Annotated in this window: 22 protein-coding genes and 1 pseudogene; 8 read left to right on the top strand and 15 right to left on the bottom strand. The window is 69.7% G+C overall.

Annotated elements, in window-relative coordinates; genetic code table 11:
- The 5 genes and pseudogenes from F3J10_RS23630 to F3J10_RS23610 all read right to left on the bottom strand — a co-directional run.
- A pseudogene (locus F3J10_RS23630) lies at window positions 1–256 on the bottom strand (hypothetical protein); the annotation flags it as partial.
- A 42-nt stretch (window positions 257–298) separates the two neighbouring features.
- On the bottom strand, window positions 299–1,030 hold the full coding sequence (gene ubiE / locus F3J10_RS23625) for a bifunctional demethylmenaquinone methyltransferase/2-methoxy-6-polyprenyl-1,4-benzoquinol methylase UbiE (protein WP_025096869.1): 732 nt from the start codon (window positions 1,028–1,030) through the stop codon (window positions 299–301).
- A 67-nt stretch (window positions 1,031–1,097) separates the two neighbouring features.
- Window positions 1,098–1,511: a DUF971 domain-containing protein gene (locus F3J10_RS23620; RefSeq protein ID WP_013699364.1), complete on the bottom strand. Its 414-nt coding sequence runs from the start codon at window positions 1,509–1,511 to the stop codon at window positions 1,098–1,100.
- A complete protein-coding gene (locus F3J10_RS23615) occupies window positions 1,508–1,951 on the bottom strand; it encodes an HIT family protein (RefSeq protein WP_025096868.1) in 444 nt (147 codons plus the stop codon). Before F3J10_RS23615 ends, F3J10_RS23620 begins: the two co-directional genes overlap by 4 nt.
- A 33-nt stretch (window positions 1,952–1,984) precedes the next feature.
- Window positions 1,985–5,998, bottom strand: a complete 4,014-nt coding sequence (locus F3J10_RS23610) for an FAD/FMN-binding oxidoreductase (protein WP_167243121.1) — start codon at window positions 5,996–5,998, stop codon at window positions 1,985–1,987.
- A gap of 491 nt (window positions 5,999–6,489) precedes the next feature.
- On the opposite strand from F3J10_RS23610, the gene ilvA reads away from it, so the two are divergent.
- Entirely contained in the window at window positions 6,490–8,013 is a 1,524-nt protein-coding gene (gene ilvA, locus F3J10_RS23600) for a threonine ammonia-lyase, biosynthetic (RefSeq protein ID WP_167243120.1), read from the top strand.
- Between the two features lie 17 nt (window positions 8,014–8,030).
- Window positions 8,031–8,855 carry an NADPH-dependent 7-cyano-7-deazaguanine reductase QueF gene (queF, locus tag F3J10_RS23595; protein WP_025101712.1) on the top strand — a complete coding sequence of 275 codons (825 nt, stop codon included), beginning with the start codon at window positions 8,031–8,033 and terminating at the stop codon, window positions 8,853–8,855.
- Window positions 8,856–8,983: 128 nt separating this feature from the next.
- Here the strand turns inward: queF and F3J10_RS23590 are convergent, their stop codons facing one another.
- The 3 genes from F3J10_RS23590 to F3J10_RS23580 all read right to left on the bottom strand — a co-directional run bounded on the left by F3J10_RS23590 (window position 8,984) and on the right by F3J10_RS23580 (window position 11,927).
- On the bottom strand, window positions 8,984–9,370 hold the full coding sequence (locus F3J10_RS23590) for a RidA family protein (protein WP_006477830.1): 387 nt from the start codon (window positions 9,368–9,370) through the stop codon (window positions 8,984–8,986).
- A gap of 129 nt (window positions 9,371–9,499) precedes the next feature.
- Window positions 9,500–10,975 (bottom strand): D-aminoacylase, encoded by a 1,476-nt coding sequence (locus F3J10_RS23585; RefSeq protein WP_167243119.1) that lies wholly within the window; start codon window positions 10,973–10,975, stop codon window positions 9,500–9,502.
- A gap of 1 nt (window position 10,976) precedes the next feature.
- Entirely contained in the window at window positions 10,977–11,927 is a 951-nt protein-coding gene (locus tag F3J10_RS23580) for a MurR/RpiR family transcriptional regulator (RefSeq protein WP_205200428.1), read from the bottom strand.
- Window positions 11,928–12,046: 119 nt separating this feature from the next.
- Between F3J10_RS23580 and F3J10_RS23575 the strand changes: the two genes are divergently transcribed.
- Together F3J10_RS23575 and F3J10_RS23570 are read left to right on the top strand one after the other, a co-directional pair.
- A complete protein-coding gene (locus tag F3J10_RS23575) occupies window positions 12,047–13,327 on the top strand; it encodes an amino acid deaminase (RefSeq protein WP_167243118.1) in 1,281 nt (426 codons plus the stop codon).
- Window positions 13,328–13,514: 187 nt separating this feature from the next.
- Entirely contained in the window at window positions 13,515–14,096 is a 582-nt protein-coding gene (locus F3J10_RS23570; protein ID WP_013699372.1) for a DJ-1/PfpI family protein, read from the top strand.
- 83 nt (window positions 14,097–14,179) lie between these two features.
- Here F3J10_RS23570 and F3J10_RS23565 read toward each other — a convergent pair whose 3' ends face one another.
- Both F3J10_RS23565 and F3J10_RS23560 read right to left on the bottom strand, forming a co-directional pair.
- Window positions 14,180–14,659: a MarR family transcriptional regulator gene (locus F3J10_RS23565; protein WP_025101716.1), complete on the bottom strand. Its 480-nt coding sequence runs from the start codon at window positions 14,657–14,659 to the stop codon at window positions 14,180–14,182.
- Between the two features lie 77 nt (window positions 14,660–14,736).
- Window positions 14,737–16,332, bottom strand: a complete 1,596-nt coding sequence (locus F3J10_RS23560; RefSeq protein ID WP_025101717.1) for an MFS transporter — start codon at window positions 16,330–16,332, stop codon at window positions 14,737–14,739.
- A gap of 104 nt (window positions 16,333–16,436) precedes the next feature.
- Between F3J10_RS23560 and F3J10_RS23555 the strand changes: the two genes are divergently transcribed.
- Window positions 16,437–17,303, top strand: coding sequence for an EcsC family protein (locus F3J10_RS23555; RefSeq protein WP_013699375.1), 867 nt, complete (start codon window positions 16,437–16,439; stop codon window positions 17,301–17,303).
- Here the strand turns inward: F3J10_RS23555 and F3J10_RS23550 are convergent.
- Together F3J10_RS23550 and F3J10_RS23545 are read right to left on the bottom strand one after the other, a co-directional pair.
- Entirely contained in the window at window positions 17,285–18,223 is a 939-nt protein-coding gene (locus tag F3J10_RS23550; protein ID WP_025101718.1) for an alpha/beta hydrolase, read from the bottom strand. The genes F3J10_RS23555 and F3J10_RS23550 overlap by 19 nt on opposite strands.
- Before the next feature lie 70 nt (window positions 18,224–18,293).
- Window positions 18,294–18,728: a CHRD domain-containing protein gene (locus tag F3J10_RS23545; protein WP_025101719.1), complete on the bottom strand. Its 435-nt coding sequence runs from the start codon at window positions 18,726–18,728 to the stop codon at window positions 18,294–18,296.
- A gap of 447 nt (window positions 18,729–19,175) precedes the next feature.
- Between F3J10_RS23545 and F3J10_RS23540 the strand changes: the two genes are divergently transcribed.
- A complete protein-coding gene (locus F3J10_RS23540; RefSeq protein WP_205200429.1) occupies window positions 19,176–20,138 on the top strand; it encodes a hypothetical protein in 963 nt (320 codons plus the stop codon).
- Between the two features lie 95 nt (window positions 20,139–20,233).
- Window positions 20,234–21,538 (top strand): FAD-binding oxidoreductase, encoded by a 1,305-nt coding sequence (locus tag F3J10_RS23535; protein WP_047836999.1) that lies wholly within the window; start codon window positions 20,234–20,236, stop codon window positions 21,536–21,538.
- 19 nt (window positions 21,539–21,557) lie between these two features.
- On the opposite strand, the gene F3J10_RS23530 is transcribed toward F3J10_RS23535, so the two are convergent.
- Window positions 21,558–22,307 (bottom strand): SDR family oxidoreductase, encoded by a 750-nt coding sequence (locus tag F3J10_RS23530; RefSeq protein ID WP_025101722.1) that lies wholly within the window; start codon window positions 22,305–22,307, stop codon window positions 21,558–21,560.
- 112 nt (window positions 22,308–22,419) lie between these two features.
- On the opposite strand from F3J10_RS23530, the gene F3J10_RS23525 reads away from it, so the two are divergent.
- Complete coding sequence (locus F3J10_RS23525; protein WP_013699381.1) at window positions 22,420–23,337, top strand: LysR family transcriptional regulator; 918 nt, start codon at window positions 22,420–22,422, stop codon at window positions 23,335–23,337.
- Between the two features lie 84 nt (window positions 23,338–23,421).
- Here F3J10_RS23525 and F3J10_RS23520 read toward each other — a convergent pair whose 3' ends face one another.
- Complete coding sequence (locus F3J10_RS23520) at window positions 23,422–24,972, bottom strand: DHA2 family efflux MFS transporter permease subunit (RefSeq protein WP_167234162.1); 1,551 nt, start codon at window positions 24,970–24,972, stop codon at window positions 23,422–23,424.
- 33 nt (window positions 24,973–25,005) lie between these two features.
- A complete protein-coding gene (locus F3J10_RS23515; RefSeq protein ID WP_167234163.1) occupies window positions 25,006–26,220 on the bottom strand; it encodes an HlyD family secretion protein in 1,215 nt (404 codons plus the stop codon).
- Window positions 26,221–26,343 lie beyond the last annotated feature (123 nt).

The raw sequence follows: 26,343 nt of genomic DNA, 5'->3' as shown, positions 1-26,343 counted from the left end.
GCTGCGCGCCGCGCTGGGCCGGCGACGGCGCCGCCTGCTGCATCGGCTGCTGCTGCGCCGGCGGCGTGGCCTGGCGCTGCTGGACCATCTGCGATTGGCGGCCGACGCTGCGCCCGCCGCCCATCCGCCGGGCTTCGGCGTCGAGCGACGCGAAGGTGCCGGCCGTCAGCAGGCCGACCATGAACAGGGTGCCGATCCGTCGCGCCCACGGCCTCGGCTGCTTGCTGCGGTTGTTGAACGAACGGGAATCAGACATCACCATCTCCAAATTGAAAGACAACTGTATGGAAAGAACCCCTTAATACTTGGTTCCGAGGTGTAACGCTACCACGCCACCTGACAAATTGTAATATTTGACGGCGTCGAGGCCAGCGAGTTCCATCATCGTCTTCAGGGTGTCCTGATCCGGGTGCATGCGGATAGATTCGGCCAAATACCGGTAACTGTCGGCATCTTTCGCGAATTTATCCCCGAGCCACGGTAATACTTTGAAAGAATACAAGTCGTAGGCTTTCTTCAGCGGGTCCCACACTTTCGAGAATTCGAGCACCATCACCCGGCCGCCCGGCTTGGTGACCCGGCGCATCTCGGCCAGCGCCGCGTCCTTGCGGGTCATGTTGCGCAGCCCGAAGGCGACCGTCACCACGTCGAAGTAGTTGTCGGGGAACGGGATCTTCTCGGCGTCGCAGAGCAGCGAGGGCGTCACCACGCCCTTGTCGAGCAGGCGGTCGCGCCCCACCCGCAGCATCGACTCGTTGATGTCGGTATGCCAGACCTCGCCGGTCGGGCCGGCGGCCTTGGCGAAGGCCCTGGTCAGGTCGCCGGTGCCGGCGGCGAGGTCGAGCACCTTGTAGCCGGGGCGCACGTTCGCCTGGGCGATCGTGAAGGCCTTCCAGGCCCGGTGCATGCCGGCCGACATCAGGTCGTTCATCAGGTCGTAGTTGCTCGCGACCGAGTGGAACACCCCCGCCACCTTTTTCGCCTTGTCGCCCTCGTCGACAGTCTCGAAACCGAAGTGGGTTTTGCTCATCGCGTGAATCCTCTGGAAATGGCAAGACGGCGCCGGATGGGGCGCCGTCGGTTCAGTCGGTGGTCAATCAGTGGCAGTGGCCGCGCGGGGCGCCCGCCCCGGGCATCGGCGCGTCGCGCTCGACGCCGGCCGCCTGCAATCTGTCGAAATAGTCGCGCCAGAGCGCATCCTGGCGCGTCGCGAGCTCATACAGCAGGTCCCACGAATAGATGCCGGTCGAGTGGCCGTCCGAGAAGGTCGGCTGCAAGGCGTAGTTGCCGACGCCCTCGAGCGCGGTGATCGACACCTCGCGCTTGCCGGTCTGCAGCGTCTCCTGGCCGGGGCCATGGCCGCGCACCTCGGCGGACGGCGAATAGACGCGCATCAGCTCGAACGGGACGCGATAGCTCTCGCCGTTCGGGTACTGCAGTTCGAGCACGCGCGACACCGCGTGCACCACCACGCCGGATGGAATCGGCGTGGTCGGGGTCAAGCCGCTCATGCATCCCTCTCGTTCAGGATCAATTCGATTTCCTCGTGCACCGCATTGTGCAGCAGGCTCGCCTGCGCCGCGCGCAGCCGCAGCAGCGGCTCGGACACCGAGCGCTGGCGCGGCGCCCAGATCGGCTGCGGAAAGTGCGCATCGTTGGAGAAGCGCGGAATCACGTGCCAGTGGACGTGCGGCACCTGGTTGCCGAGGCTCGCCAGATTCACCTTGTCGGGCTGCATCACGCGGCGCACGGCGCGCTCGACCGCCGCCACCACCAGCATCAGGTGCGAGCGGTCGGCCGGCGACAAGTCAGTGAACTCGGCCACGTGCGCCTGCCAGATCACCCGGCAGAAGCCCGGGTAATCGGTTTCGCCGCTCGCCAGCACCACCCGCAGCCGCTCGTCCTTCCAGAGCAGTTCGCCGCCGTCCTCGCGGCAGAATACGCAATCCATCGTCAGTTCCTTGCAGAGGGGAACGCCCCGACTTTACACCAGGACCCGTTCGATCCCGCCGTTGTTGGCGCGGGCCACGTAGTCGGCCATCCAGTTCTCGCCGAGCACGTTGCGCGCGATCTCGACGACGATGTAGTCGGCCTCGATGTTGGCATCCTCGTTGTAGCGCGACAGGCCCTGCAGGCAGGACGGGCAGCTGGTCAGGATCTTCACCTCGGCCTCGCCCGCGCCGCTGGCGCCATCGCCCGACACCACCGGGATGTTGCGCAGGCGCGCCGCGCCCTTGCGGATCTCCTCCTCCTTGCGGAAGCGGATCTGGGTCGAGACGTCCGGCCGCGTGACCGCCAGCGTGCCCGACTCGCCGCAGCAGCGGTCGTTCTTGGTGATCTGGTAGCCGTCCTTCTCGGCGCCCATCAGCTCGTTGACGAGCTTGACCGGGTCCATGGTCTTGATCGGCGTGTGGCAGGGATCGTGGTACATGTAGCGCGTGCCCGCCACGCCTTCCAGCTTCATGCCCTTCTCGAGCAGGAACTCGTGGATGTCGATGATCCGGCAGCCCGGGAAGATCTTCTCGAATTCATAGCCGGCGAGCTGGTCGTAGCAGGTGCCGCAGGACACCACCACCGTCTTGATGTCGAGGTAGTTCAGCGTGTTCGCGACGCGATGGAACAGCACGCGGTTGTCGGTGACGATCTGCTCGGCCTTGTCGTACTGGCCCGAGCCGCGCTGCGGATAACCGCAGCACAGGTAGCCCGGCGGCAGCACGGTCTGCACCCCGGCCTCCCACAGCATCGCCTGGGTGGCCAGGCCGACCTGCGAGAACAGCCGCTCCGAGCCGCAACCCGGGAAGTAGAACACCGCTTCCGAATCCACGCTGGTGGTCTTCGGGTTGCGGATGATCGGCACGATCTTGTTGTCCTCGATGTCGAGCAGCGCGCGCGCCGTCTTCTTCGGCAGGTTGCCCGGCATCTTCTTGTTCACGAAGTGGATCACCTGCTCGACCACCGGCGGCTTGCCGGTGGTGGCGGGTGGGCGCGCGGTCTGCTTCTTCGTGACCTTCTTGAGCATGTCGTGGGCCAGGCGCTGCGCCTTGTAGCCGACGCCCATCATCACGCCGCGCGCGGCATTGATGGTCTGCGGATTGGTGGCATTGAGGAAGAACATGCCGGCCGCCTGGCCCGGATTGAACTTCTTCTTGCCCATCTTGCGCAGCAGGTTGCGCATGTTCATGGTCACGTCGCCGAAGTCGATCTTCACCGGGCAGGGCGTGGCGCACTTGTGGCAGACCGTGCAGTGGTCGGCCACGTCGTTGAACTCGTCCCAGTGCTTGATCGACACGCCGCGGCGCGTCTGCTCCTCGTACAGGAAGGCCTCCACCAGCAGCGAGGTGGCGAGGATCTTGTTGCGCGGGCTGTAGAGCAGGTTGGCGCGCGGCACGTGGGTCGCGCAGACCGGCTTGCACTTGCCGCAGCGCAGGCAGTCCTTGACCGAATCGGCGATCGCGCCGATGTCGGACTGCTGCATGATCAGCGACTCGTAGCCCATCAGCCCGAAGCTGGGCGTGTAGGCGTTGCGCAGGTCGGCGCCTTCCAGCAGCTTGCCCTTGTTGAAGCGGCCGTTCGGATCGACGCGCTGCTTGTAGGCGCGGAATTCGCGCAGCTCCTCGTCGGTCAGGAACTCCAGCTTGGTGATGCCGATGCCGTGCTCGCCGGAGATCACGCCGTCCAGCGAACGCGCCACCTGCATGATGCGCGCCACCGCGGCATGCGCGTCCTGCAGCATCTCGTAGTTGTCGGAGTTGACCGGCAGGTTGGTGTGGACGTTGCCGTCGCCGGCGTGCATGTGCAGCGCGACGAACACGCGGCCGCGCAGCACGCGCTTGTGGATCGCCTGCGCCTCGTCGAGGATCGGCTTGAAGGCGCCGCCGTTGAAGATGTTGCGCAGCTCGGCACGCAGTTCCTGCTTCCACGACACGCGCACCGTGCGGTCCTGGGTGATGTGGAACACGTTGGCCTCGGGCTGCGCGTCGGCGCGCGCCGCGAAGTTGGCCGCGAGCTTCTCGTAGCCGAGCTGGACCAGGTAGTGCTGGGCCTCGCGCAGCGGCATGTCGAGCCGGTCGCGCAGGAACTCCCAGCGCGCGCGCACCTGCTTGAGCAGCTCCAGCGCGTGCTGCACGCGATCCTCCAGCAGCTCGGCGCTGGGAATCTCGTTGGCGTCGTCGCTCTTGCCGAGCGGCAGCTCGCCGGTGCGGAAGAAGGCCTCCAGCGCATCCACCAGCTGCAGCTTGTTCTTCAGCGACAGCTCGATGTTGATGCGCTCGATCGCGTCGGTGTACTCGCCCATCCGGTTCAGCGGGATCACCACGTCTTCGTTGATCTTGAAGGCGTTGGTGTGCTTCGCGATCGCCGCGGTGCGGCTGCGATCCAGCCAGAAGCGCTTGCGGGCCTCGGCGCTGACCGCGACGAAACCCTCGCCGCTCTTGCCGTTGGCCATGCGGATCACTTCCGAGGTGGCGGCCGCCACCGCGTCGGCATCGTCGCCGACGATGTCGCCGATCAGCACCATCTTGGGGAAGGCGTTGCGCTTGCTCTTGGTGGCATAGCCGACCGCGCGCAGGTAGCGCTCGTCGAGGTGCTCCAGGCCCGCCAGGATCGCGCCGCCCTGCTTCGAGGTCTCGAACAGGTAGTCCTTGATCTCGACGATGCTCGGGATCGCCTCGCGCGCCTGGCCGAAGAACTCCAGGCAGACGGTGCGCGTGTGCGCCGGCATCTTGTGCAGCACCCAGCGCGCCGAGGTGATCAGCCCGTCGCAGCCTTCCTTCTGCACGCCCGGCAGGCCGGCCAGGAACTTGTCGGTGACGTCCTTGCCGAGCCCTTCCTTGCGGAAGCGCTTGCCCTCGATCTCGAGCATCTCGCTTTTGATCAGCTTCTCGCCCGGCGCGTGGGCGCCGTCGAACCACTTCAGCTCGAAGCGCGCCACCGCGATGTCGTGGATCTTGCCCTGATTGTGGTCGTGGCGCGTGACTTCCAGCCAGTTGCCGTCCGGGTCGACCATCCGCCACCAGGCCAGGTTGTCGAGCGCGGTGCCCCACAGCACGGCCTTCTTGCCGCCCGCGTTCATCGCCACGTTGCCGCCGATGCAGGAGGCGTCCAGCGAGGTCGGGTCGACCGCGAACACGTAGCCGGCGGCCTCGGCCGCCTCCGTCACGCGGCGCGTGACCACGCCCGCGCCCGAGAAGATGGTCGGCACCTTGTGCGCGACGCCCGGCAGCTCGGTCAGCTCGACCGCGCCGAGCTGTTCCAGCTTCTCGGTGTTGATCACGGCCGAGAACGGCGTGAGCGGCACCGCGCCGCCCGTGTAGCCGGTGCCGCCGCCGCGCGGGATCACGGTCAGGCCGAGCTCGAAGCAGGCCTTGATCAGGCCGGCGATCTCGGCCTCGGTATCGGGCGTGAGGATCACGAACGGGTACTCGACGCGCCAGTCGGTGGCGTCGGTGACGTGCGAGACGCGCGCCAGGCCGTCGAAGCGGATGTTGTCCTTCTGCGTGCAGCGGCCCAGCGCCTTGGTGGCACGCCGGCGCAGCTCGGCCATCTGCTCGAATTCGCGCGCGAAGGCGTCCACCGCGCCACGCGCGGCCACCGTCAGCATCGCCACCCGCGAGGCACGCTCGCGGCCCGGCTCGTCGCCGTGCTCGGAAAGGTCGGCCTGGCGGCGCTTGTCGATCTCCGCGAGCCGGTGGCTCAGCGCGTCGATCAGCATCTGGCGGCGCTTCGGGTTGTCGAGCAGGTCGTCCTGCAGGTAGGGATTGCGACGCACCACCCAGATGTCGCCCAGCACCTCGTACAGCATCCGGGCCGATCGGCCGGTGCGGCGCTCGCCGCGCAGCTCGTCGAGCGCGGCCCAGGCCTCCTCGCCGAGCAGGCGAATCACGATTTCGCGGTCGGAGAACGAGGTGTAGTTGTACGGGATTTCGCGCAGGCGCGGGGCGAGGTCGGCTGCGACGGCGGCTGCCGCGCCATGCGGATCGAAAACTTGTGGTGCGTTCATGTTCGGACGGTTCGGAGGGCCGGCGGCCGTGCGCATCGAAGGCACGACACCAGCATGCGCGTGGTGCGCGAATCTGGGGAAAATCTTCTGTTACCAGGCGCGCGGCTTGGCGCGGGACCGGCATGCGCATGTACGCGCCACGTCCGGTCGACACGGCCGCCTGGCGGCGTTCGGAGCCCTCAGCACGATCGCGCGCAGTGCGCGTGCCGAACCGCCGCGGGACAAGCTGCGCGCGGGGATGGCTTCACGTGGGCGGTCCGAAATTGCCGTTGCATCTTCCGATCCTTGATTCAAATCGGGATTCTAACTCATGATCGGCGCCGGCGTGGACGCCCGGATCCGGCGGGCAGGCCCGTGAAACGCCGCCGGGCGGGAATTCCCCGTCCGTCCGGTCGGTCACCGCTCGCGCAGGCCCGCCGGGGCGGGGTTGGCGCTAGAATCGCGGTTTTCCCCGCTTATCTGGCGCGCCGGCCGATACCCGCGCGACCGTCATGGCTGCTCACGACTACCTCAAGAAGATCCTCACCGCGCGCGTCTACGACGTGGCGGTCGAAACCGCGCTGGAACCGGCGCGCAACCTGTCCGCGCGCGTGCGCAACCCGGTGTTCCTCAAGCGCGAGGACAACCAGCCGGTGTTCTCGTTCAAGCTGCGCGGCGCCTACAACCGCATGGCCCACCTCTCGGCCGACGCGCTGGCGCGCGGCGTGATCACCGCCTCGGCCGGCAACCACGCCCAGGGCGTGGCCTTCTCGGCGGCCCGACTCGGCGTGAAGGCGGTGATCGTGGTGCCGGTCACCACCCCGCAGGTGAAGGTGGACGCGGTGCGCGCCCATGGCGGGCCGACCGTCGAGGTGATCCAGGCCGGCGAATCCTATAGCGATGCCTATGCCCACGCATTGAAGGTGCAGGAACAGCGCGAACTCACCTTCGTCCACCCCTTCGACGATCCCGACGTGATCGCCGGCCAGGGCACCGTGGCGATGGAGGTGCTGCGCCAGCACCAGGGCCCGATCCACGCGATCTTCGTGCCGATCGGCGGCGGCGGGCTGGCGGCGGGCGTAGCCGCCTACGTGAAGGCGGTGCGCCCCGAGATCCGCGTGATCGGCGTGCAGACCGACGACTCCTGCGCGATGGCGCAATCGATCGAGGCCGGCGAGCGCGTCACCCTGAGCGAGGTCGGCCTGTTCTCCGACGGCACGGCGGTCAAGCTGGTCGGCGGCGAAACCTTCCGGCTCTGCAGCGAGCTGCTCGACGGCGTGATCACGGTCGATACCGACGCGCTGTGCGCGGCGATCAAGGACGTGTTCCAGGACACGCGCAGCCTGCTCGAGCCGGCCGGCGCGCTGGCCGTGGCCGGCGCCAAGCGCTATGCCGAGCGCGAGCGCATCGAGGGCCAGACGCTGATCGCGATCACCTCGGGCGCCAACATGAATTTCGACCGGATGCGCTTCGTGGCCGAACGCGCCGAGGTGGGCGAGGCGCGCGAGGCGGTGTTCGCGGTGACCATCCCCGAGGCGCGCGGCAGCTTCCGGCGCTTCTGCGAGCTGGTGGGCGAGCGCAACGTGACCGAGTTCAACTACCGGATCGCCGACGAGCGCTCGGCGCACATCTTCGTCGGCGTGCAGATCCGCCGCCGCGAGGAATCGGCCGAGATCGCCGCGAATTTCGAGGCGCACGGCTTCCAGACCGTCGACCTGACCGGCGACGAGCTCTCGAAGGACCATATCCGCTACATGGTGGGCGGCCGCTCGCCGCTCTCGCGCGAGGAGCGGCTGTTCCGCTTCGTGTTCCCGGAGCGCCCCGGCGCGCTGATGAAGTTCCTGTCCTCGATGGGCCCCGACTGGAACATCAGCCTGTTCCACTACCGCAACCAGGGCGCCGACTACAGCTCGATCCTGGTGGGCCTGCAGGTGCCGGCCGCCGACCACGCCGGCTTCGACGCCTTCCTCGACGCGCTCGGCTACCCGTTCCACGAAGAGACCGCGAACCCGGCCTACCGGCTGTTCCTGGCCTGACCACGGAGACACGATCGATGACACCCGAACATTCCCCGCTCGGCAAGGCCACCGCCTACACCACCGACTACGACGCGGCCCTGCTGTTCCCGATCCCGCGCGCCGGCGCGCGCGAGCAGATCGGCATCGGCGCCGCCCTGCCCTTCTTCGGCACCGACATCTGGAACGCCTACGAGCTGTCCTGGCTGAACCGGCGCGGCAAGCCGCAGATCGCGGTGGCGACCTTCCTGGTGCCGGCCGATTCGCCCAACATCGTCGAATCGAAGTCCTTCAAGCTGTACCTGGGCTCGTTCGCGCAGACCGCCTTCGACTCGCTCGAGGCCGTGCGCGACGCGCTCAAGCGCGACGTATCCGCGGCCTGCGGCGCGAGCGTGGCCGTGCAACTGGCCTCGCCGGCCGAGTTCCGCAAGCTCAGGCTCGACGAACTCGACGGCATCCCGCTCGACCGCCTCGACCTCGACACCGACATCTACCATCCCGATCCCTCGCTGCTGAGCGCCGCGCACGAGGAGTCGCCGGTCGAGGAGACCCTGGTGTCGGACCTGCTGAAGTCGAACTGTCCCGTCACCGGCCAGCCCGACTGGGGCAGCGTGCAGATCCACTACGTCGGTCCGCAGATCGACCAGGCCGGGCTGCTGCGCTACCTGATCTCGTTTCGCAACCACACCGGCTTCCACGAGCAATGCGTCGAGCGCATCTTCGTCGACATCCTGCGCGAATGCCGGCCCGTGAAGCTGGCCGTCTACGCGCGCTACACGCGGCGCGGCGGGCTCGACATCAATCCGTTCCGCACCAACTTCAACCAGCCGATGCCGGACAACGCGCGCACCGCGCGGCAGTGATCCCGCCCGCCGGAGCGCAAGCGCCGGCAACGGCACCGTAAACGACCAACGCGGCAGCGCGAGCCCCCAGGCTCCCGCTGCCGCGTCGCATGTCATCCGGCAGGGCCCTCAGGGCCCGGCCCGCCCGCTCACTTGACCGGCGGCTTGTAGGCGATGCAGTCCACCTCGACCTTGCAGTCGATCACCATGCTCGACTGCACGCAGGCCCGCGCCGGCGGATGTTCGCCGAAGTACGAGACGAACACCTTGTTGAACGAGGCGAAGTCGCGCGCGTCGTCGAGCCAGACGCCGCAGCGCACCACGTGCTCCAGGCCGTAGCCGGCTTCCTTGAGGATCGCGATCACGTTCTCGATGGTCTGCTTCGATTGCGTGACGATGCCGCCCTCGACCACCTCGCCGTTCACCATCGGCGTCTGGCCCGACACATACAGCCAGCCGTCGGCCTCGACCGCCCGCGCGAACGGCATCACCTGGCCGCCCGTTCCCTTCGCTTCGCCCACTCCGTAACGCTTCATCGCTTTCTCCTTCGGTTTGCTGGTTCGGGCCGCGCCGTCAGCGCGACGCGGCCGGTTCGCGCGGCGCCGCGAAGGCGCCGGCAGTTGCGGTTTCGGCCGGGCCTGGCAGCCCCGCCGGACAATCGATGCTCAGAACGCCGCATCCTCGGCGCGGCGCGTGCCGCGCGGCACGAAGCGGCCCGCGCGCGCGCCGGTGCTGGCGCCGTCGCGATAGGACAGCGCGCCGTTGACCCACACCGCGTGGATCCCGCGCGCGGCCTGCTGCGGCTGCTCGAACGAGGCCAGGTCGATCACCGTGGCGGGATCGAACAGCACCAGGTCGGCCTGGTAGCCGACCTGCACCTCGCCGCGCCCGTCGAGGCCCAGGCGCCGCGCCGTCAACGAACTCATCTTGCGCACCGCTTCCTCCAGCGGCAGCAGCTGCTCGTCGCGCGCGTAATGGCCGAGCACGCGCGGGAACGCGCCCCAGAGGCGCGGATGCGGCAGCGGATCGTTGGGCAGGCCGTCCGAGCCGACCATGGTGGCCGGGTGCGAGAGGATCCGGCGCACGTCGTCCTCGGACATGTTGTGATAGACCGCGCCGGCCGGCTGCAGGCGGCGCCCCGCCTCCTGCTCGCTCACGCCCCACTCGGCCGCGATCGCGGCGATCTTCTTGCCGGCCATCTCGGGATGCCGCTCGGACCAGGTGATGGTGATCTCGATATCGCCCGTCACCTGCTTCAGGTCGAGCGTCGAGGAGCTGCGGCTGTAGGGGTAGCAATCGCAGCCGACCGGCTGGATGCGCCGCGCGCGCTCCAGCGAATCGAGCACCTCGGCGCTGCGCCCCCAGTTCGACGGGCCGGCGCATTTCAGGTGCGAGATCACCACCGGCACGCGCGCATGGCGGCCGACCCGGTAGGCCTCCTCCATCGCGTCCAGGATCGCGTCGAACTCGGTGCGCATGTGGGTGGTGTAGAGCGCGCCGGCCTTCGCCAGCGGCTCGGCCAGCGCCATCACCTCCTCCACCGGCGCCGCGAACGCGGAACCATAGGCGAGCCCCGAGCTGAGCCCGAGCGCGCCGTTGTCGAGCGCCTCCTCGAGCTGCGCGCGCATCGCGGCGATCTCCTCGCCGCTGGCGGCACGATCGAGCCGGTCCATCTGGTTGTTGCGCAGCGCCGTGTGGCCGACCAGGGCCGCCACGTTGACGGCAGGCTGGGCCGCGCCAACCGCCTCGACATAGGCCGCGAAGCTCGGGTAGCGAAACGCCTCGCGATCGCCGAGCAGGTTCATCGGATCGGGCGGCTCGCCGCGCAGCGTCACCGGCGAGGCGCTGATCCCGCAGTTGCCGACCACCACCGTGGTCACGCCCTGCGAGATCTTCGGCAGCATCTGGGGCGCGCGGATCACGTGCGTGTCGTCGTGCGTGTGCACGTCGATGAAGCCGGGCGCGAGCACCAGGCCGTCGGCCTCGATCACCGCCTCGGCCAGCCAGTTCGACAGGTTGCCGACCGCGACGATGCGCTCGCCGCGGATCGCGACATCGCGCTGGACGGGCGCGGCGCCCGTGCCGTCGATCAGCAGCGCGCCGACGATCAGCGTATCGGCCGCTTCGGGATGGGAATGCATGTCAGTCTCCGATGGGTTGTCGTTCACCGCCGCCGCGGTGCTGGTCGAGCGCGTGCTTCACGCGGCGCAGCGTCTCGCGGCAGGTGTCGCCGAGCCGCAGCGCGACCTCGGTGACCAGCACGTCGAGCGCCATCATCAGCGCGTAGCGCGAGGTCGAGGGCTTGAAGATGAAATCGGTCTCGAAGGCGACCACCGGGATCAGGTCGTCGGCCAGTCGCGCGAGCGGCGAGGCCGGCGCGGTCAGCGCGATCACGCGCGCGCCGTAGCGCTTGGCCAGCGCGCAGCTCTCCAGCAACTCGGGCACGCGCCCCGTCACCGACAGCGCCACCAGCACGCAATCCTCGCCCATGGTGCTGGCCACCATCCGCTGCAAGAGCGCGTCCTGGTAGCTCGCCACCGGGCGGCCGAAGCGCACCAGCCGGAAGCGCAGCTCGTCGGCCAGCGCCGTCGAGCCGCCGCCCTGGCCATAGACGTAGATCATGCGTGCGCCGGCCAGCGCCGCGGCCGGCGCCTCGAACGCGGTCTGCCGCAGCAGCGCGTGGTGCTGCTCGAGCGTGGCGCGCACGTCCTCGTAGACGCGCGAGGCGCTGGCCGCGTCGCCCGGCAAGCCGGCCGCGGGCGCCAGGAAACGCTCGCCGACCGCGGCCGCCTGGGCCAGCCGCAGCTTCAGCTCGCGCACGTCGCGGCAGCCCACCGCCTTGGCGAAGCGCGTCACGGTGGCGACGCTGACCTCGGCCTGCGCGGCGATCTCGCCGATGCTGGCATGGGCGGCCGCGGCCAGGTCGTCGAGGATCCGCGAGGCCACCTTGCGTTCGGCATCGCGCAGCGCCGGCGCGCATTCGGCGATGCGCGACACGATGTCGAAGCCGAGCTGGGCGGTGGCGGGCACCGGCTGGCCCGCCGCGTCGAGCGGCTCGGCGGGGGAAGCGAGATCGGAGGCGGCGGGATTCATCGGATCAATCGTGGGGACGGCTCGTGTTAATAAATAACATCACCGGGCGGATGCTACTTTCTGTACTATCCTGCCGTCAACTTCGCTACAAACACGACGAGACGATGGAGCATCCCACGATGAAAGTTACAAACTATCAGGAGGCGGCGATCGAGCCGAGCGGCAAGGGACTCGGCCGGGTGCCGAGCGCGAGCGTGCCCTTGTCGGACGCGGGCCGCCTGGACTGGAACCTGCTCGACGAGGACGTCAGCCTGCCCGCGGCGGTGCTGTATGCCGACCGGGTCGAGCACAACCTCAAGTGGATGCAGGCCTTCGTCGCCGAATACGGCGTGCAGCTCGCGCCGCACGGCAAGACCACCATGGCGCCGCAGTTGTTCCGCCGCCAGATCGAGACCGGCGCCTGGGGCATCACGCTGGCCACCGCGCACCAGACCCGCGCCGCCTACCAGGGCGGGATCCGCCGCGTGCTGCTGGCCAACCAGCTGGTCGGCAAGCACAACATGGCGATCGTCGCCGAGCTGCTGTCCGATCCCGAATTCGAATTCTTCTGCCTGGTCGACTCGGCCGACAACGTCGAGCAGCTCGGCAGCTTCTTCGCCGCCGCCGGGCGCACGCTGCAGGTGCTGCTCGAGCTCGGCGTGCCGGGCGGGCGCACCGGCGTGCGCGATGCCGCGCAGCGCGCCGCCGTGCTGGAGGCCATCGCGCGCCACGCGGACGTGATCAGGCTGGCCGGCATCGAGGTCTACGAAGGGGTGCTGAAGGAAGAGGGCGAGGTGCGCGCCTTCCTCAAGGACACGGTCGCGCTGGCGCGCCAGTTCGCCGCCGAGGGCCGCTTCTCGCGCACGCCGGCAATTTTGTCGGGCGCCGGCTCGGCCTGGTACGACGTGGTCGCCGACGAGTTCTCGCAGGCGCGCGCCGAGGGCGTGATCGAGGTGGTGTTGCGCCCCGGCTGCTACCTGACGCACGACGTCGGCATCTATCGCAAGGCGCAGAACGACATCCTCGCGCGCAACCCGGTCGCCAAGCGCATGGGCGAGGCGCTCAAGCCGGCGCTGCAGCTGTGGGCCTACGTGCAGTCGATCCCCGAGCCCGATCGCGCCATCGTCGCGCTCGGCAAGCGCGACGCGGCCTTCGACGCCGGCTACCCGGAACCCGCCCGGCATTTCCGCCCGGGCAGCGCGGCCGCGCCGCGCACGGTGACGCCGGCCGACGGCTGGGAGGTGACCGGCATGATGGACCAGCACGCCTACCTGAAGATCGCGCCGGGCGCGGACGTGAAGGTCGGCGACATGGTCGCCTTCGACATCTCGCATCCCTGCCTGACCTTCGACAAGTGGCGGCAGATCCTGGTGGTGGATGGCGACTACCGCGTCACCGAGGTGATCGAGACGTACTTCTGAGGCCGGCGCCCGCCGGAGCTTCCCGGCGGCGGCCCGGCGCCTTCGTGTCGCGAGGCTTCGCGGCATGAAGCGGGCCGCCCGCCGCCTTGCATGCGCCCTCGCCCGCGCCGCGCCGCCGCCCGTCACGACGCGGAACCGGCGCGAGGCGTACACTGCCCGCTCCCGTCTTCAACCCGCGGAGCAGATGATGGCAGCCAAGCAGATCCTCTTCCTGACCGGCGATTTCGCCGAAGACTACGAGACCATGGTGCCGTTCCAGGCACTGCAGGCGGTGGGCCACACCGTGCATGCGGTCTGCCCCGGCAAGCGCGCCGGCGACAAGATCAAGACGGCGATCCACGATTTCGAGGGCGACCAGACCTACACCGAGAAGCCCGGCCACCTGTTCGCGCTGAACGCGAGCTTCGACGAGGTCGACGTGGCGCGCTACGACGCGATCGCGATCGCCGGCGGACGCGCGCCGGAATACCTGCGTCTCGATCCCAAGGTGATCGCGCTGGTGCGCGCCTTCGTCGAGGCCGGCAAGCCGGTCGCGGCGATCTGCCATGCCGCGCAGTTGCTGGCCGCCGCCGACGTGATCCGCGGCAAGAAGATCTCGGCCTACCCGGCCTGCGCGCCCGAGGTCAGGCTGGCCGGCGGCGAATACGCCGATATCCCGGTCGACGCGGCCGTCACCGACGCGCCCTTCGTCACCGCGCCGGCCTGGCCCGCGCATCCGGCCTGGCTCGCGCAGTTCCTGGCCCTGCTCGGCACTCGCATCGAGCTGTAAACGCCAAGGCGGCGGCGCGCCTCGCGGCGCCCGCCGCCCCTTTCTCCCATCGCCATTCCGCCGCCCGCCCGGGCGGCTCGCGCTCAGGCCGCCGAACGGTTGCGGTCGATCCCGGCCGGCTCCTCGGCCGGCGCCGCGCCGACCTCGGCGATGCGCGCCTCCAGCAGCGCGAGCGCGCCCGACAGCGCATTGAGCGCCTCGTCGGGCAGCGCCGACATGGTCTCGTCGAGAAACGCGGTACGCCGCGGCATGCAGGCGTCGAAGGCCGCGCGGCCCTCGCCCGTCAGCGTCACGTTGGTGACGCGGTTGTCGCGCGGATCGGGCGCGCGCGCGATCCAGCCGAGCGCCTCCATCGATTTCAACTGCCGCGTCAGCGCGCCCGGATCGGTGCGCACCAGCTCGACCAGCCGCTTCTGCGAGGCGGTGCCGTTCTCGTTGTGGAGCGCGAGCAGGATGCGCCAGCGCGGCATCGGCTGGCCCACGTGCGACTCGAAGGCGGAAAGGAACGCGCGATAGGTGCGCCCGAATTGTTGAAGGATCGCGACGCGGTCTTGTGCTTCCATGATTCAGAACGACGATGACAATGAAACCCCGGGTCGGAACCCGGGCTGAAGCCCGGCTTGCGGGCCGGCCGCGCCGCTCATTCGGCGACCACGGCGGGCTCGATCTTGCTGCGCAGGCGGATCGGCGGCACGCGCCGGCTCTGCCAGACCGCGATCACCGCCACCAGCGCGCCGATCGCGATGCCGAGATGGATCGCGCCGACCAGCGAGGCGCGCGCCGCCTCCAGCAACTGCGCGCCGGGATGGCCCTGCTGGGTGAGCTCGGCCACCACGCGCGCCTGCGCCTCGCGGTCGATCAGGATCTGCGGATCGGACAGGCGCGCGAACCACTGCAGCGCGCGATCGCCGCCCAGCGCCTCGCGCACGCCGCCGGCGTACATCTGGTTGACCAGGGTGCCGGTCAGCGCCGTGCCGATCATACCGCCAACCATGCGCAGCGACTGCAGCAGCGCGGTGGCGATGCCCAGGTGCTCGCGGCCGGCGGTCTGCTGGGCGAACACGGTCAGGTTCGGCAGCACGAAGCCCAGGCCGATGCCGCCGGCCACCATCACCGCCAGCAGCACCGCCTGGGGCGTGCCGTGCGAGGACAGCGCGATGCCCGCGCAGGCCAGCGCCAGCAGCGCGAAGCCGGTCGGCAGCATCGCGTTCGGGCTGGGGATGCGCGTCACGATGCGCCCGTTCAGGATGCTGCCGATGGTGATGAACACCACCAGCGGCGTGATCACCACGCCGGCCGCCTTGGGCGACATGCCGAAGCCGCCCTGGAACAGCAGCGGCGCGAAGAACAGCAGCGAGAACATCGAGAAGCCGGCCAGGACCGCCAGCGAGAACAGCATCGCGAGCGACCGGTTGGCGAACATGTCGGTGGGCAGCAGCGCATGCGGGATGCGCTTTTCCCAGCGCCACAGCGCCAGGCCCGCGAGCACCGCGATCAACAGCAGCAGCGCCGGCCAGCCCAGCAGCCCGCGCTTGGGCAGCCATTCGACGAACAACTGCAGCGCGCCGAGCGCCACCGCGATCAGCAGCGCGCCGGGCCAGTCCAGGCGCATCTTGCCCTCGTGCTTGGCATGGCGCAGGTGCGGCAGGTAGCGGATCACGAAGAACAGCGAGAGCAGCCCGCACGGCAGGTTCACGTAGAACACCGAGCGCCAGCCCCAGAACTGCGTGAGGAAGCCGCCCAGCGAGGGGCCGATCGCGTTGGCGATGCCGAAGGCGGTGCTCATCAGCACCTGCCAGCGCAGGCGCACCACCGAATCGGGGAACAGGTCGGGCACGCAGGCGAAGGCGGTGCCCACCAGCATCCCGCCGCCGATGCCCTGCAGCACCCGCGCGGCCACCAGGAAGCTCATGCTGCCCGCCATCCCGCACAGCGCCGAGGCGGCCGTGAACACCACGATCGAGGCGATCACGAAGGGCTTGCGGCCGTAATAGTCGCCCAGCCGGCCGAAGATCGGCACGGTGATCACCGAGGTCAACAGGTAGGAGGTCGCGACCCAGGCGTAGAGATCGAAGCCGCGCAGCTCGGCCACGATGGTCGGCAAGGCGGTGCCGACCACGGTCTGGTCGAAGGCGACCAGCATCGTGACGAAGGAAATGCCCAGCATTGCCAACAGGGATTCACGAAACGGCAGGACTTGCCCACTCGAATGGTGGGCTCGGGTATGGACGGCCATCTTTTGATCGCGCAACGTTTGACGAGTCAACGATTGCGAGATAGTAGCATGCACGGGTAGGCTACGCCGATGGCGTCTTGCCTGACCTGCTTCATGGGAGAGATATGGAACCCATTTCAGGCGCCGTCGGCGCCACCCTGTCGCCCGAGGACCTGGACACCTTGCGGCGCGCCAAGCTGGCGCTCGAAAGCCCGTCCCTGACGATGAAGCTGACCAGCGTGGTGGGCGCGCCGATCGAGAAGATGATCGCCAGGCTGCCCGGCTTCGCCACCGACAAGATCAACGACGCCACCGAGATCGCGCTGCGCAAGTGCCTGCACCTGGCGCTGCGCACGCTCGGCAAGTCCGGCGGCGTAGCCAGCGCGGGCGAGACGCCCGACAAGCCCAGCAATTTCCTGCACAAGCTCGCGGTGGCCACCACCGGCGCGGCGGGCGGCGCCTTCGGCCTGTTCGCGCTGCCTGTCGAGCTGCCGGTCACCACCACCCTGATGTTCCGCTCGATCTGCGATATCGCGCGCAGCGAGGGCGAGGACCTGTCCTCGATCGACGCCCAGCTGCAATGCCTGGCCGTGCTCGGCATGGGCGGCGGGTTCGCCAACGCGGGCAGGCAATCGGGCGACGGCGAGGCGGAGCGCGATGCCGATTTCGGCTACTTCGTGCTGCGCGGCGCGCTCGCGCAGGCGGTATCGAAGGCTTCGTCCGAGATCGCCTCGAAGGGTTTCGCCACGCATGGCTCGGCGGCCCTGTTGCGGCTGGTGCAGTCGATCGCCTCGCGCTTCTCGGCGCAGGTGACCGAGCAGATCGCCGCCAAGTCGATCCCGGCGCTCGGCGCGGTGCTCGGCGCCACCGTCAACACGCTGTTCATCGACCACTTCCAGCAGGCCGCGCACGGCCACTTCGCGGTGCGCCGGCTCGAGCGCAAATACGGCACGGCGCCCGTCGAGGCCGCCTATCAGGCGATCGCCACCTGAGCCTCGCGCGGCGGCGCCGCCGCGCCCCGCACGAAGGCCGCGGCATCGTCCAGCGCGCGGCGCGCCTCGGGCATGAAGGGCACCGCCATCTGCCAGACGTGCGGCATGCGCGGCCAGACCTGCAGGTCCACCTCGACGCCGGCCGCGCGGGCCCGCTCGGCGAAGCGACGCGAATCGTCGAGCAGCACCTCGGTGCTGCCGGCCTGGATCAGCAGCGGCGGCAAGCCCGCCGGATCGGCATAGAGCGGCGATACATAGGGATCGGTCGGGCTCGCGTCGCCGATGTAGAGGCGCGCGGCGCGACCCAGCGCGGCGCCGGCGAACATCGGGTCGGCGCCGTCGTTGCTGCGCAGCGTCTCGCCGGTGGCGGCCAGGTCGGTCCAGGGGGAGAACAGCACCGCCCCGGCCGGCAGCGGCGCGCCGCGATCGCGCAAAGCCACCAGCAGCGCCAGCGCCAGGCCGCCGCCCGCCGAATCGCCGCCGAGCACGATCGTGGCCGGATCGACACCGGCCTCGAGCAGCGCGCCGTAGGCGGCCAGCGCATCCTCGTGGGCGGCCGGGAACGGCGCCTCGGGCGCCAGCCGGTAATCGACCGAGAACGAGCGCGCGCCGGCCTTCGCGGTCAGCGCGAAGACCAGGGGACGATGCGTGGTGGGAGAGCAGAAGTAATAACCGCCGCCGTGGAAGTACAGCAGGGTCGGCGCGGCGCGCCCGTTCACGGGCTCCAGCCATTCGCCGCGCGGCGCGTCGGCCGCGCCGTAGCATTCGCGCAGTTGCCAGCCGGCCGGCACGCGCGTCTGGAACGGGCGCCGGCGCTCGGCCAGCGCGCGCGTGCCCGGCACGTCGATCACGGGCGACAGCGTCTTGGGCCGCACCTGTCGGCGCAGCAACCAGCAAGCCAGTTCGGACTGCCAGCTCATCGAACCTCCTTGGGCAGGGAATCGGCCGTGCGCGGGAACGGCGCCTGCGCCGCGCCCGCGCGACGCGCGTTCAGCTGGCGGGCTCGACCTGCCCGCGAATCTCGCCGGACGGGTGCTCCTTGGTATGGACGTTGAAGTACCACTTGCCCGCCATCAGCTCGGTGACCTGCTGGTCGTTGAGCACCGCCGAGCCCTTGATCGGGCTCTCCAGCGCATCCTTGGCGATCGGCACCTGCACGCCGGCGTTCTGGCCGACGGGAGCCGGGCCGTGGAAGTGCGCGGCGGTCGCCGGGCCGGTCAGACCGCTGTAGCTGACGGTCCAGACCAGCGTATGGGTTGCCGTGTCGAAGCTCGCGTCGAGCTTGCCCGAGCCCTTCGTGGCCGTCGGCGGCACCTCGCTGGAGGGCTGCAGGTTGGCCGTCAGCTTCGCCGTCTCGGCATGCGCGGCCACCGCCACGAAGGCGCCGAGCAGCACGCCGGTGTTCAGGATACGCAGGATTCGCATGGGATCTCCTTGTCCGTTTTGGAGCGCGCCGGCAACGGCCGCGAAGCGGCCGGCCGGTCCTCGCTGATGCGATGGTAGACCATCGACCGCCGCCGTGCGCATCGCGCACCGCGAACCGGCCCGGACGGCGGCCCGCCGGCCCCGATCGTCATCGCTCGCCTTACATCCGTTGCATTACATCCGTTTACGCCCGTCATGCGACGCCAGCACGCACCGCCCCTCGCAAACGCAGGCGGGGCCGCGCGCGGGCGCGGCTCGACGGCTTCCGGCGCCGCCCCGCGTTTCTTACCGTCGTAATCCCCGGTCGCCAAACTGCGACGCCGCTTCACGCCAGCATTTTTACAAAAGCGCCACAATGGCCGCCCGATCGACAAACCCAGGAACAATCCCGTGCCGGTCCGCTCGCCCCTCCCCGCCTTTCCTGTTCCACGGCTGCCACGCGCGACCCTGATCGCGTCCCTGCTCGGCGCGGCAGCCCTCCACACCACGCCGGCCCAGGCACAGGAATTCGCCCTGTTCGCCGGCCCGCTCTACGGCACCGGCACGCACACCACCGCCTGGGCGCTCGACTACCGCGAAAGCCTCGGCAAGTACGCCGCCGCCAGCTTCACCTGGTACAACGAAGGCCACCTGCCGGGCCATCACCGCGACGGCCAGTCCGTGCAGTTCTGGGGGCAACTGCCGCTCGCCCAGCGCCGCTTCGTGCTGTCCGCGGGCGTGGGCCCCTATCGCTACTTCGATACCGAGGCCGCCGCCGAAGGGCGCGGTTATTCGAACACCCACGGCTGGGGCGTGCTGATGAGCATCCGCGCGGCCTACTACACCTCGCATCGCTGGGTCACGCAGCTGCAGCTCAACCGCGTCCACACCTTCAGCGGCCCCGATACCACCTCGGTGATGTTCGGCATCGGCTACCAGCTCGACGCGCCCGACACGCCGGGCCCGCGCGACTACGCGGCGGGCCGGCTCGACCGCGTGACCCACAACGAGATCACCGGGATGGTCGGCGAGACCATCCTGAACAGCCGCAGCTCGCCCTCCTCGCTGGGCGCGAGCCTCGAATACCGGCGCGGGCTGATGAAGTACCTCGACTGGACCGCGACCTATCTCTACGAGGGCTCGAAGCGCGCCACGCGCCGCAACGGCGTGGCCTCCGAACTGTGGGCCACGCGCGCCTTCTTCGACGACAAGCTCACGCTCAGCGCGGGCGCCGGGATGTACATCGCCGTCGACCAGCGCAACATCCGCGGCAACGACATCGGCGACGGCCGCCTGTCGGGCATCGTGTCGATCTCGGCGAGCTACCGGCTCAGCGAGCGCTGGCTCACGCGCGTGACCTGGAACCGCGTGGTGACCCGCTACGACCGCGATACCGACGTGATCCAGGCCGGCCTCGGCTACCGGTTCTGATCGGCCCGCCCCGCATCGCGCGGAGGGCCGCCGCGGTGCGCGACCCATTTCGGCGGCGTTGCGGGACGCCGCCGCGCATGAGACGATCCCCGCCCATGACACCGACCTTCCTCCAGCATGCGCAGGCGCTCGCGCGTGACTCGTACTACGAAGCAACGGCCACCCGCCCGGCCGCCGACGATCCCGTCCTCGACGGCCCGCTCGAGGTCGACGTCTGCGTGATCGGCGCGGGCTTCTCGGGCCTGTCGGTCGCGCTCGACTGCCGCGCGGCCGGCATGAGCGTGGCCGTGCTCGATGCCTACCGCCCCGGCTGGGGCGCCTCGGGCCGCAACGGCGGCCAGGTGATCGGCGGTTTCGCCAAGGACGGCGAGATCGAGCGGCAGCTCGGCAGCGACGGCGCGCGCGCGGCCTGGCAGCTTTCGCTGGCCGGCGTCGAGCTGATCGCCGAGCGCATCGCGCGCCACGGCATCGATTGCGATTTCACGCGCGGCTACCTGACGGTCGCCACCAAGCCGCGCCGCGTGCCGGAGCTGCGCGAATGGATGGACGCCGCGACCCAGCGCTGGGGCCATCCCTCGCTGAGCTGGCTCGATACCGACGCGATCCGCGCGCGCATCGGCTCGCGGCTCTACCTGGCCGGCGTCCACGATCCGCTCTCGGGCCACCTGCATCCGCTCAAGTACTGCCTCGGCCTGGCCGAGGCCGCGCGCCGCGAGGGCGCGCTGCTGTTCGCGCATTCGATGGTCACCGGCGTGGTTCGCGGCGAGCGCCCGCTGGTGCGCACGCGCGGCGGCGAGGTGCGCTGCCGCCACGTCGTGTCCTGCGTCAACGCCGGCCCCGGCGGCTTCCTGCCCGAGCCGATCGAGGCCCGCATCGGCCCGGTGCCCTCCTACATCATCGCCACCGAGCCGCTCGGCGCCGAGCGCGCCGCCGCGCTGATCCCGGGCCGCGAGGCGATCTGCGACAACAATGTCTTTCTGGACTACTACCGGCTCTCGGCCGACCACCGGATGCTGTTCGGCGGGCGCGCGAGCTCGGCGGGCGCGGCGCCGGCCGAACTGACGGCCGCCATCCGCACGCGCATGATCGAGGTGTTCCCGCAACTGGCCGACGCGCGCATCGAGCACGCCTGGGGCGGGTTCGTCGACGTCACGCGCAATCGCGCGCCCGACTTCGGCGCGCTCGATCCCAACTACTTCTACCTGCAGGGCTACAGCGGCCACGGCGTGGCGCTGACCGGCATCGCCGGGCGCGCGGTGGCGCGGGCGATCGCCGGCGAGCGCGACAGCTTCGAGCTGTTCGCGCGGCTGCGGCACCGGCGCTTCCCCGGCGGCCCGGCCTGGCGCCAGCCCGCGCTCGAGCTCGGCATGCTCTACCACCAGTTGCTCGAACGCTTCTGAACGCCCGCCGGGCCCTCGCTCAGAGCGTGCCCATCCCGCCGTCGGCGATGATCTCGCTGCCGACGATGAAGGCCGATTCGCTGGCCGCCAGGTGCAGCACCGTCGAGGCGATCTCGGCCGGCTCGCCGAAACGGCCGAGCGGTACCTGGGCGCGGATCTGCTCGGACGCCGCCGCGAGACCCGCCGCGTCGAAGCCGAACTTGTCGTAGAGCGGCGTAGTCACCGGGCCCGGGCTCACCACGTTGACGCGCACGCCGCGCGGCAGCAGCTCGGCCGACAGCGTCTTCACCAGCGAGATCAGCGCCGCCTTGCTGGCCGCGTAGATCGACGAGGTCGGCATGCCGATATGCGCGTTGATCGAGCCGTTCAGCACGATCGAGGCACCGCGGTTCAGCAAAGGCAGCAGTGCCTGGATCTGGAAATAGGCGCCCTTCACGTTGCTGTCGAAGGTGAGGTCCCAGAGCGCCTCGTCGGCGTCCTCGAAGGGCACCAGCTTCGCCACCCCCGCATTGACGAACACCGCGTCGAGCCGCAGCCCCGCCGCGGCGATCGCCTCGGCCAGCTCGCGCGCGGCGGCCGCCGTGCCGGTGGTGTTGCGGATCGCCAGCGCGTCGGCGCCGAGCGAGGCGCGGGCGCTGTCGAGCGTGGCCGCGTCGCGGCCGGTGATGATCACGCGCGCGCCCTCGGCCACGAAAGCCTGGGCGGCCGCCAGGCCGATGCCGCTGTTGCCGCCCGTGACGAGGACGGTCTTACCGGTGAAACGGTTCATGTCGGTGCTCCTTGGAGAGAAGAAGTCGTTCGACTTCGGTGCAGCCATGATGGACGCCTCAACTTGCCTTGCCGTACCATCCCGTCGATGAACACGTTCGAAGGAGTCGAACATGTTGTCCGAGGATGAACTGGCCCTGCTCGACGCGATCCGCGAGACCGGCAGCCTGACGCGCGCCGCCGCCCGCCTGGGCAAGGCGCCGTCGACAGTCTCCCACGCGGCGCGGCAGCTCGAGGCGCGCTTCGACGCGCTGCTGTTCGACCGGCGCCGCTACCGGCTGCAGCTCACGCCGGCCGGCAAGCTGCTGGCCGAGGACGCGGCGCGGCTGATGCAGGACGTGGCGCGGCTCGCCCGGCGCGTGCGCCAGGTCGCCAGCGGCTGGGAGGACCGGCTGTGGATCGTGACCGACGAGGTGATCGAGTTCGCCCTGCTGGCGCCGCTGATCCGCGATTTCGACGGGCTCGATTCGGGCGTGGCGCTGCGCATCACGCACGAGGTGCTGGGCGGCACCTGGGAAGCGCTGCGCGACGGCCGCGCCGACCTGATCGTCGGCGCCACCAACGAGCCGCCGGCGATGGCGAACCTGCGCTGGCTCGAGCTGGGGGCGATGGACTGGGTGTTCGCCGTCTCGCCGCGGCACCCGCTCGCCGGCGAGCCGGAGCCGCTCACGCGCGAGGCGATCGCCCGGCATCGCGCCGTGGTGGTGGCCGATTCCTCGCGCGCCACGGCCGGCCGCGCCTATGGCGTGCTCGGTGGCCAGCCTTCGCTGGCCCTGCCCACCATGCAGGCGAAGATCGTCGCGCAGCGCGAGGCGCTCGGCGTGGGCTGGCTGCCGCGCGAGCGGATCGCCTCGTTGCTCGCCAGCGGCGCGCTGCTCGAGAAGCGCACCGCCGATCCGCGCGAGCCGAACCTGCTCTACGCGGCCTGGCGCGGCGATCGCGAGGGCCGCGCCCTGCAATGGTGGATCGAGAAACTGAAGGCGCCGCGCCTGGCGCGGCGGCTGGTGCGCGGCACCGATGCCTTCGCATGACGGTGCCGGCGAACGGGAAGAAAACCGGAAGGACAACGACGACGCGGCCCGCCGTCCCTCGAGGACGGCGGGCCGCTCGCGCGTTCAGTGCGCGCCGCCCGCGTCGGCCGGCGCGTTCGAACGTGCCGGCTTGGTGATCCAGATCAGCGGGATGATCGCGATGAAGATCAGCGCCGAGATGTAGAACACGTCGTTGAGCCCCATCACCGCGGCCTGCCCGTCGACCGACAGGTTGAACAGCGCATGCGCCGTATCGCGCCCGACGTGCAGCAGCGATTGCGTCGAATCGATCGACTGGCTGAAGTCGGGATTGGTCGCGTTGGCCTGCTCGGTCAGCCGCTCGTGGTGCAGCACCGTGCGGTTGTTCCAGGCATTGCCGATCACCGAGGTGCCCACCGCGCCGCAGAAGGTCCGCCCGAAGTTCGAGAGCCCCGCGGCGGCCGGGATCTTCTCGGGCGGCAGGCCCGAGAGGATGATCGCGGTCAGCGGCACGAAGAACATCGCCATCGGGATGCCCTGCAGCAGGGTCGGCAGCACCAGGTCCCAGTTCGACACGTCGGTGTAGAAGCGGGTGCGCATGAAGAACACCGCCGCGAAGCTGATGAAGGCCAGGGTGGCGATATAGCGGGCATCGGTGCGCGGCAGGATGCGCGCCATCAGCGGCGTGAGCAGGATCGCGAACACCCCGAGCGGCGCGGTGGTCAGCCCCGAATCGACGGCGCGATAGCCGAGATACTCCTGCATCCACTGCGGCAGCAGCACCAGGGTGCCGAAGAACATGCCGTAGGCCACCGACAGCGCGATCGTGCCGCCCGCGAAATTGCGCTGCTTGAACAGGCGGATGTCGACCACCGGGTTCTTCTCGGTCAGCTCCCAGATCACGAAGAAGGCGAAGCCGACCGCCGCGACGATCGCCAGCGCGATGATGAAGGGCGAATTGAACCAGTCGAGATCCTTGCCCTTGTCGAGCATCACCTGCAGCGAGGCCACCCAGACGATCAGCAGCATCAGCCCGACCGTGTCGATCGGCAGGCGCCGCGTCTGCGATTCGCGCTCGCGGAAGATCGACCAGGTCACCGCGGCCGCGAAGATGCCGACCGGGATGTTGATGTAGAAGATCCAGGACCAGTTGTAGTCGTAGGTGATCCAGCCGCCCAGCGAGGGGCCGGCGATCGGCCCGACCAGGGTCGTCATCGACCACAGCGCGAGCGCGGTCGATGACTTCTGCTTGGGCCAGGCGCCCAGCAGCAGCGCCTGCGAGAGCGGTGCGAGCGGGCCGGCGACGGCTCCCTGCAGGATCCGCGCGGCCAGCAGGGTCGGCAGGTTCGGCGCGATCCCGCACAGCCAGGAGGCCAGCACGAACAGCAGGATCGCGGTGACGAACAGGCGTACCTGGCCGAAGCGCTGGGTGAGCCAGCCGGTGAGCGGGATCGACACGGCGTTGGCCGCCGCGAAGATCGTGATCACCCAGGTGCCCTCGTCGACCGAGACGCCGAGTTCGCCCGAGATGGTCGGGATCGCCACGTTCGCGATCGACGAGTCGAGCACGTTCATGAACATCGCGAGCGACACGGCGACCGTGCCGAGCGCGAGCTTGGCGCCCGAAAGCGGGCGCGGAAGGGTGGAGGAATCCATGGCCATGATCCGATGGAAGGCGCGGACGCCGCCTCAGGCGCGCGGCGCCGTGGCGGGACGCGATGCCTGGGCCGCGCGCGACGGGCCGCCGGCCGCGTTCTGCTCGATGATGCGCGCAATCTCCGCGTCGGCCTCGTCGCCATACTTGGCGAACACGTCGGTCTGGTAGACGCTGTTCTGCACGCTGCCGAGCTGGCTACCGCTCTCGTCCTTGATGTCGACGTCGACCTGCATCGACAGGCCGATGCGCAGCGGATGCCGTTCGAGCTCCTGCGGGTCCAGCGCGATGCGCACCGGCAGGCGCTGCACCACCTTGATCCAGTTGCCGGTGGCGTTCTGCGCCGGCAGCAGCGAGAAGGCCGAGCCGGTGCCGGCCGAGAAGCCGATCACCTTGCCGTGGTACTTCACCGAGGAGCCGTAGATATCGGCCGTCACGCTCACCGGCTGGCCGATGCGCATATGGTCGAGCTGCACTTCCTTGAAATTGGCGTCGACCCAGATCTGGCCGAGCGGCACCACCGACATCAGCGGCGTGCCCGGCGAGACGCGCTGGCCGACCTGCACCGAGCGCTTGGCCACGTAGCCCGTGACCGGCGCCGGCAGCGTGTTGCGCGCGTTGTTGAGGTAGGCGTTGCGCACCGTGGCGGCGGCGGCCAGCACGTCGGGATGGTTGGCCACCGTGGTATTGGCGGTCAGCGCGACGTTGGCGGCGAGCTGCTGCCTGGCGGCGTCGAGCGAGGCCTGCGCGGCCTTCACGGCGTCGCGCGCATGCGAGATCTCCTCCTGCGAGACGGCGCCGGTCTGCGCCACCGCGAGGCGCCGCCGCAGGTCGTCCTGCGCCTTCGACAGGTCGGAATCGCGCTGGGCCACCTGGGCGCGATACTGGTCGTCGTCGGCATAGAGGCCGCGCACGCGACGCACCGTCTGCGCCAGGTTCGCCTCGGCCGATTGCAGCGCGATCGCCGAATCGGCGGGATCGAGCTTGACCAGCGGCTCGCCGATGCGGATCGACTGCGTGTCGTCGGCGTTCACCGCGATCACGGTGCCGGTGACCTGCGGCGTGATCTGCACCACGTTGCCGTTCACGTAGGCGTCGTCGGTTTCCTCGTGGAAACGCGCGACCAGGAAGTAGTAGAGGCCATAGGCGATCGCCGCGATCACGATCGCGAGGATCAGCAGCGTCATCATGCGCTTGCGCTTGCCGTTCTGCGCGGCGGGTGCCGCGGCTTGCTGTTGGGGTTCGCTCATCGCGAGGTTCTCCGTCGTGGCCCGTGCTTGTCGCAACGGGCCTGATCCACTATCGATTCGAAAAAAATCCGGAAACTCAGCCTGCCTGCGCGCCCGAGGCGGCAGCGGCCGGCGCGGCCGCCA

The sequence above is a fragment of the Burkholderia sp. Cy-637 genome (assembly GCF_011753175.1).
Classification (GTDB): domain Bacteria; phylum Pseudomonadota; class Gammaproteobacteria; order Burkholderiales; family Burkholderiaceae; genus Burkholderia; species Burkholderia gladioli.
This window is presented reverse-complemented; position numbering and strand designations above follow the sequence as displayed.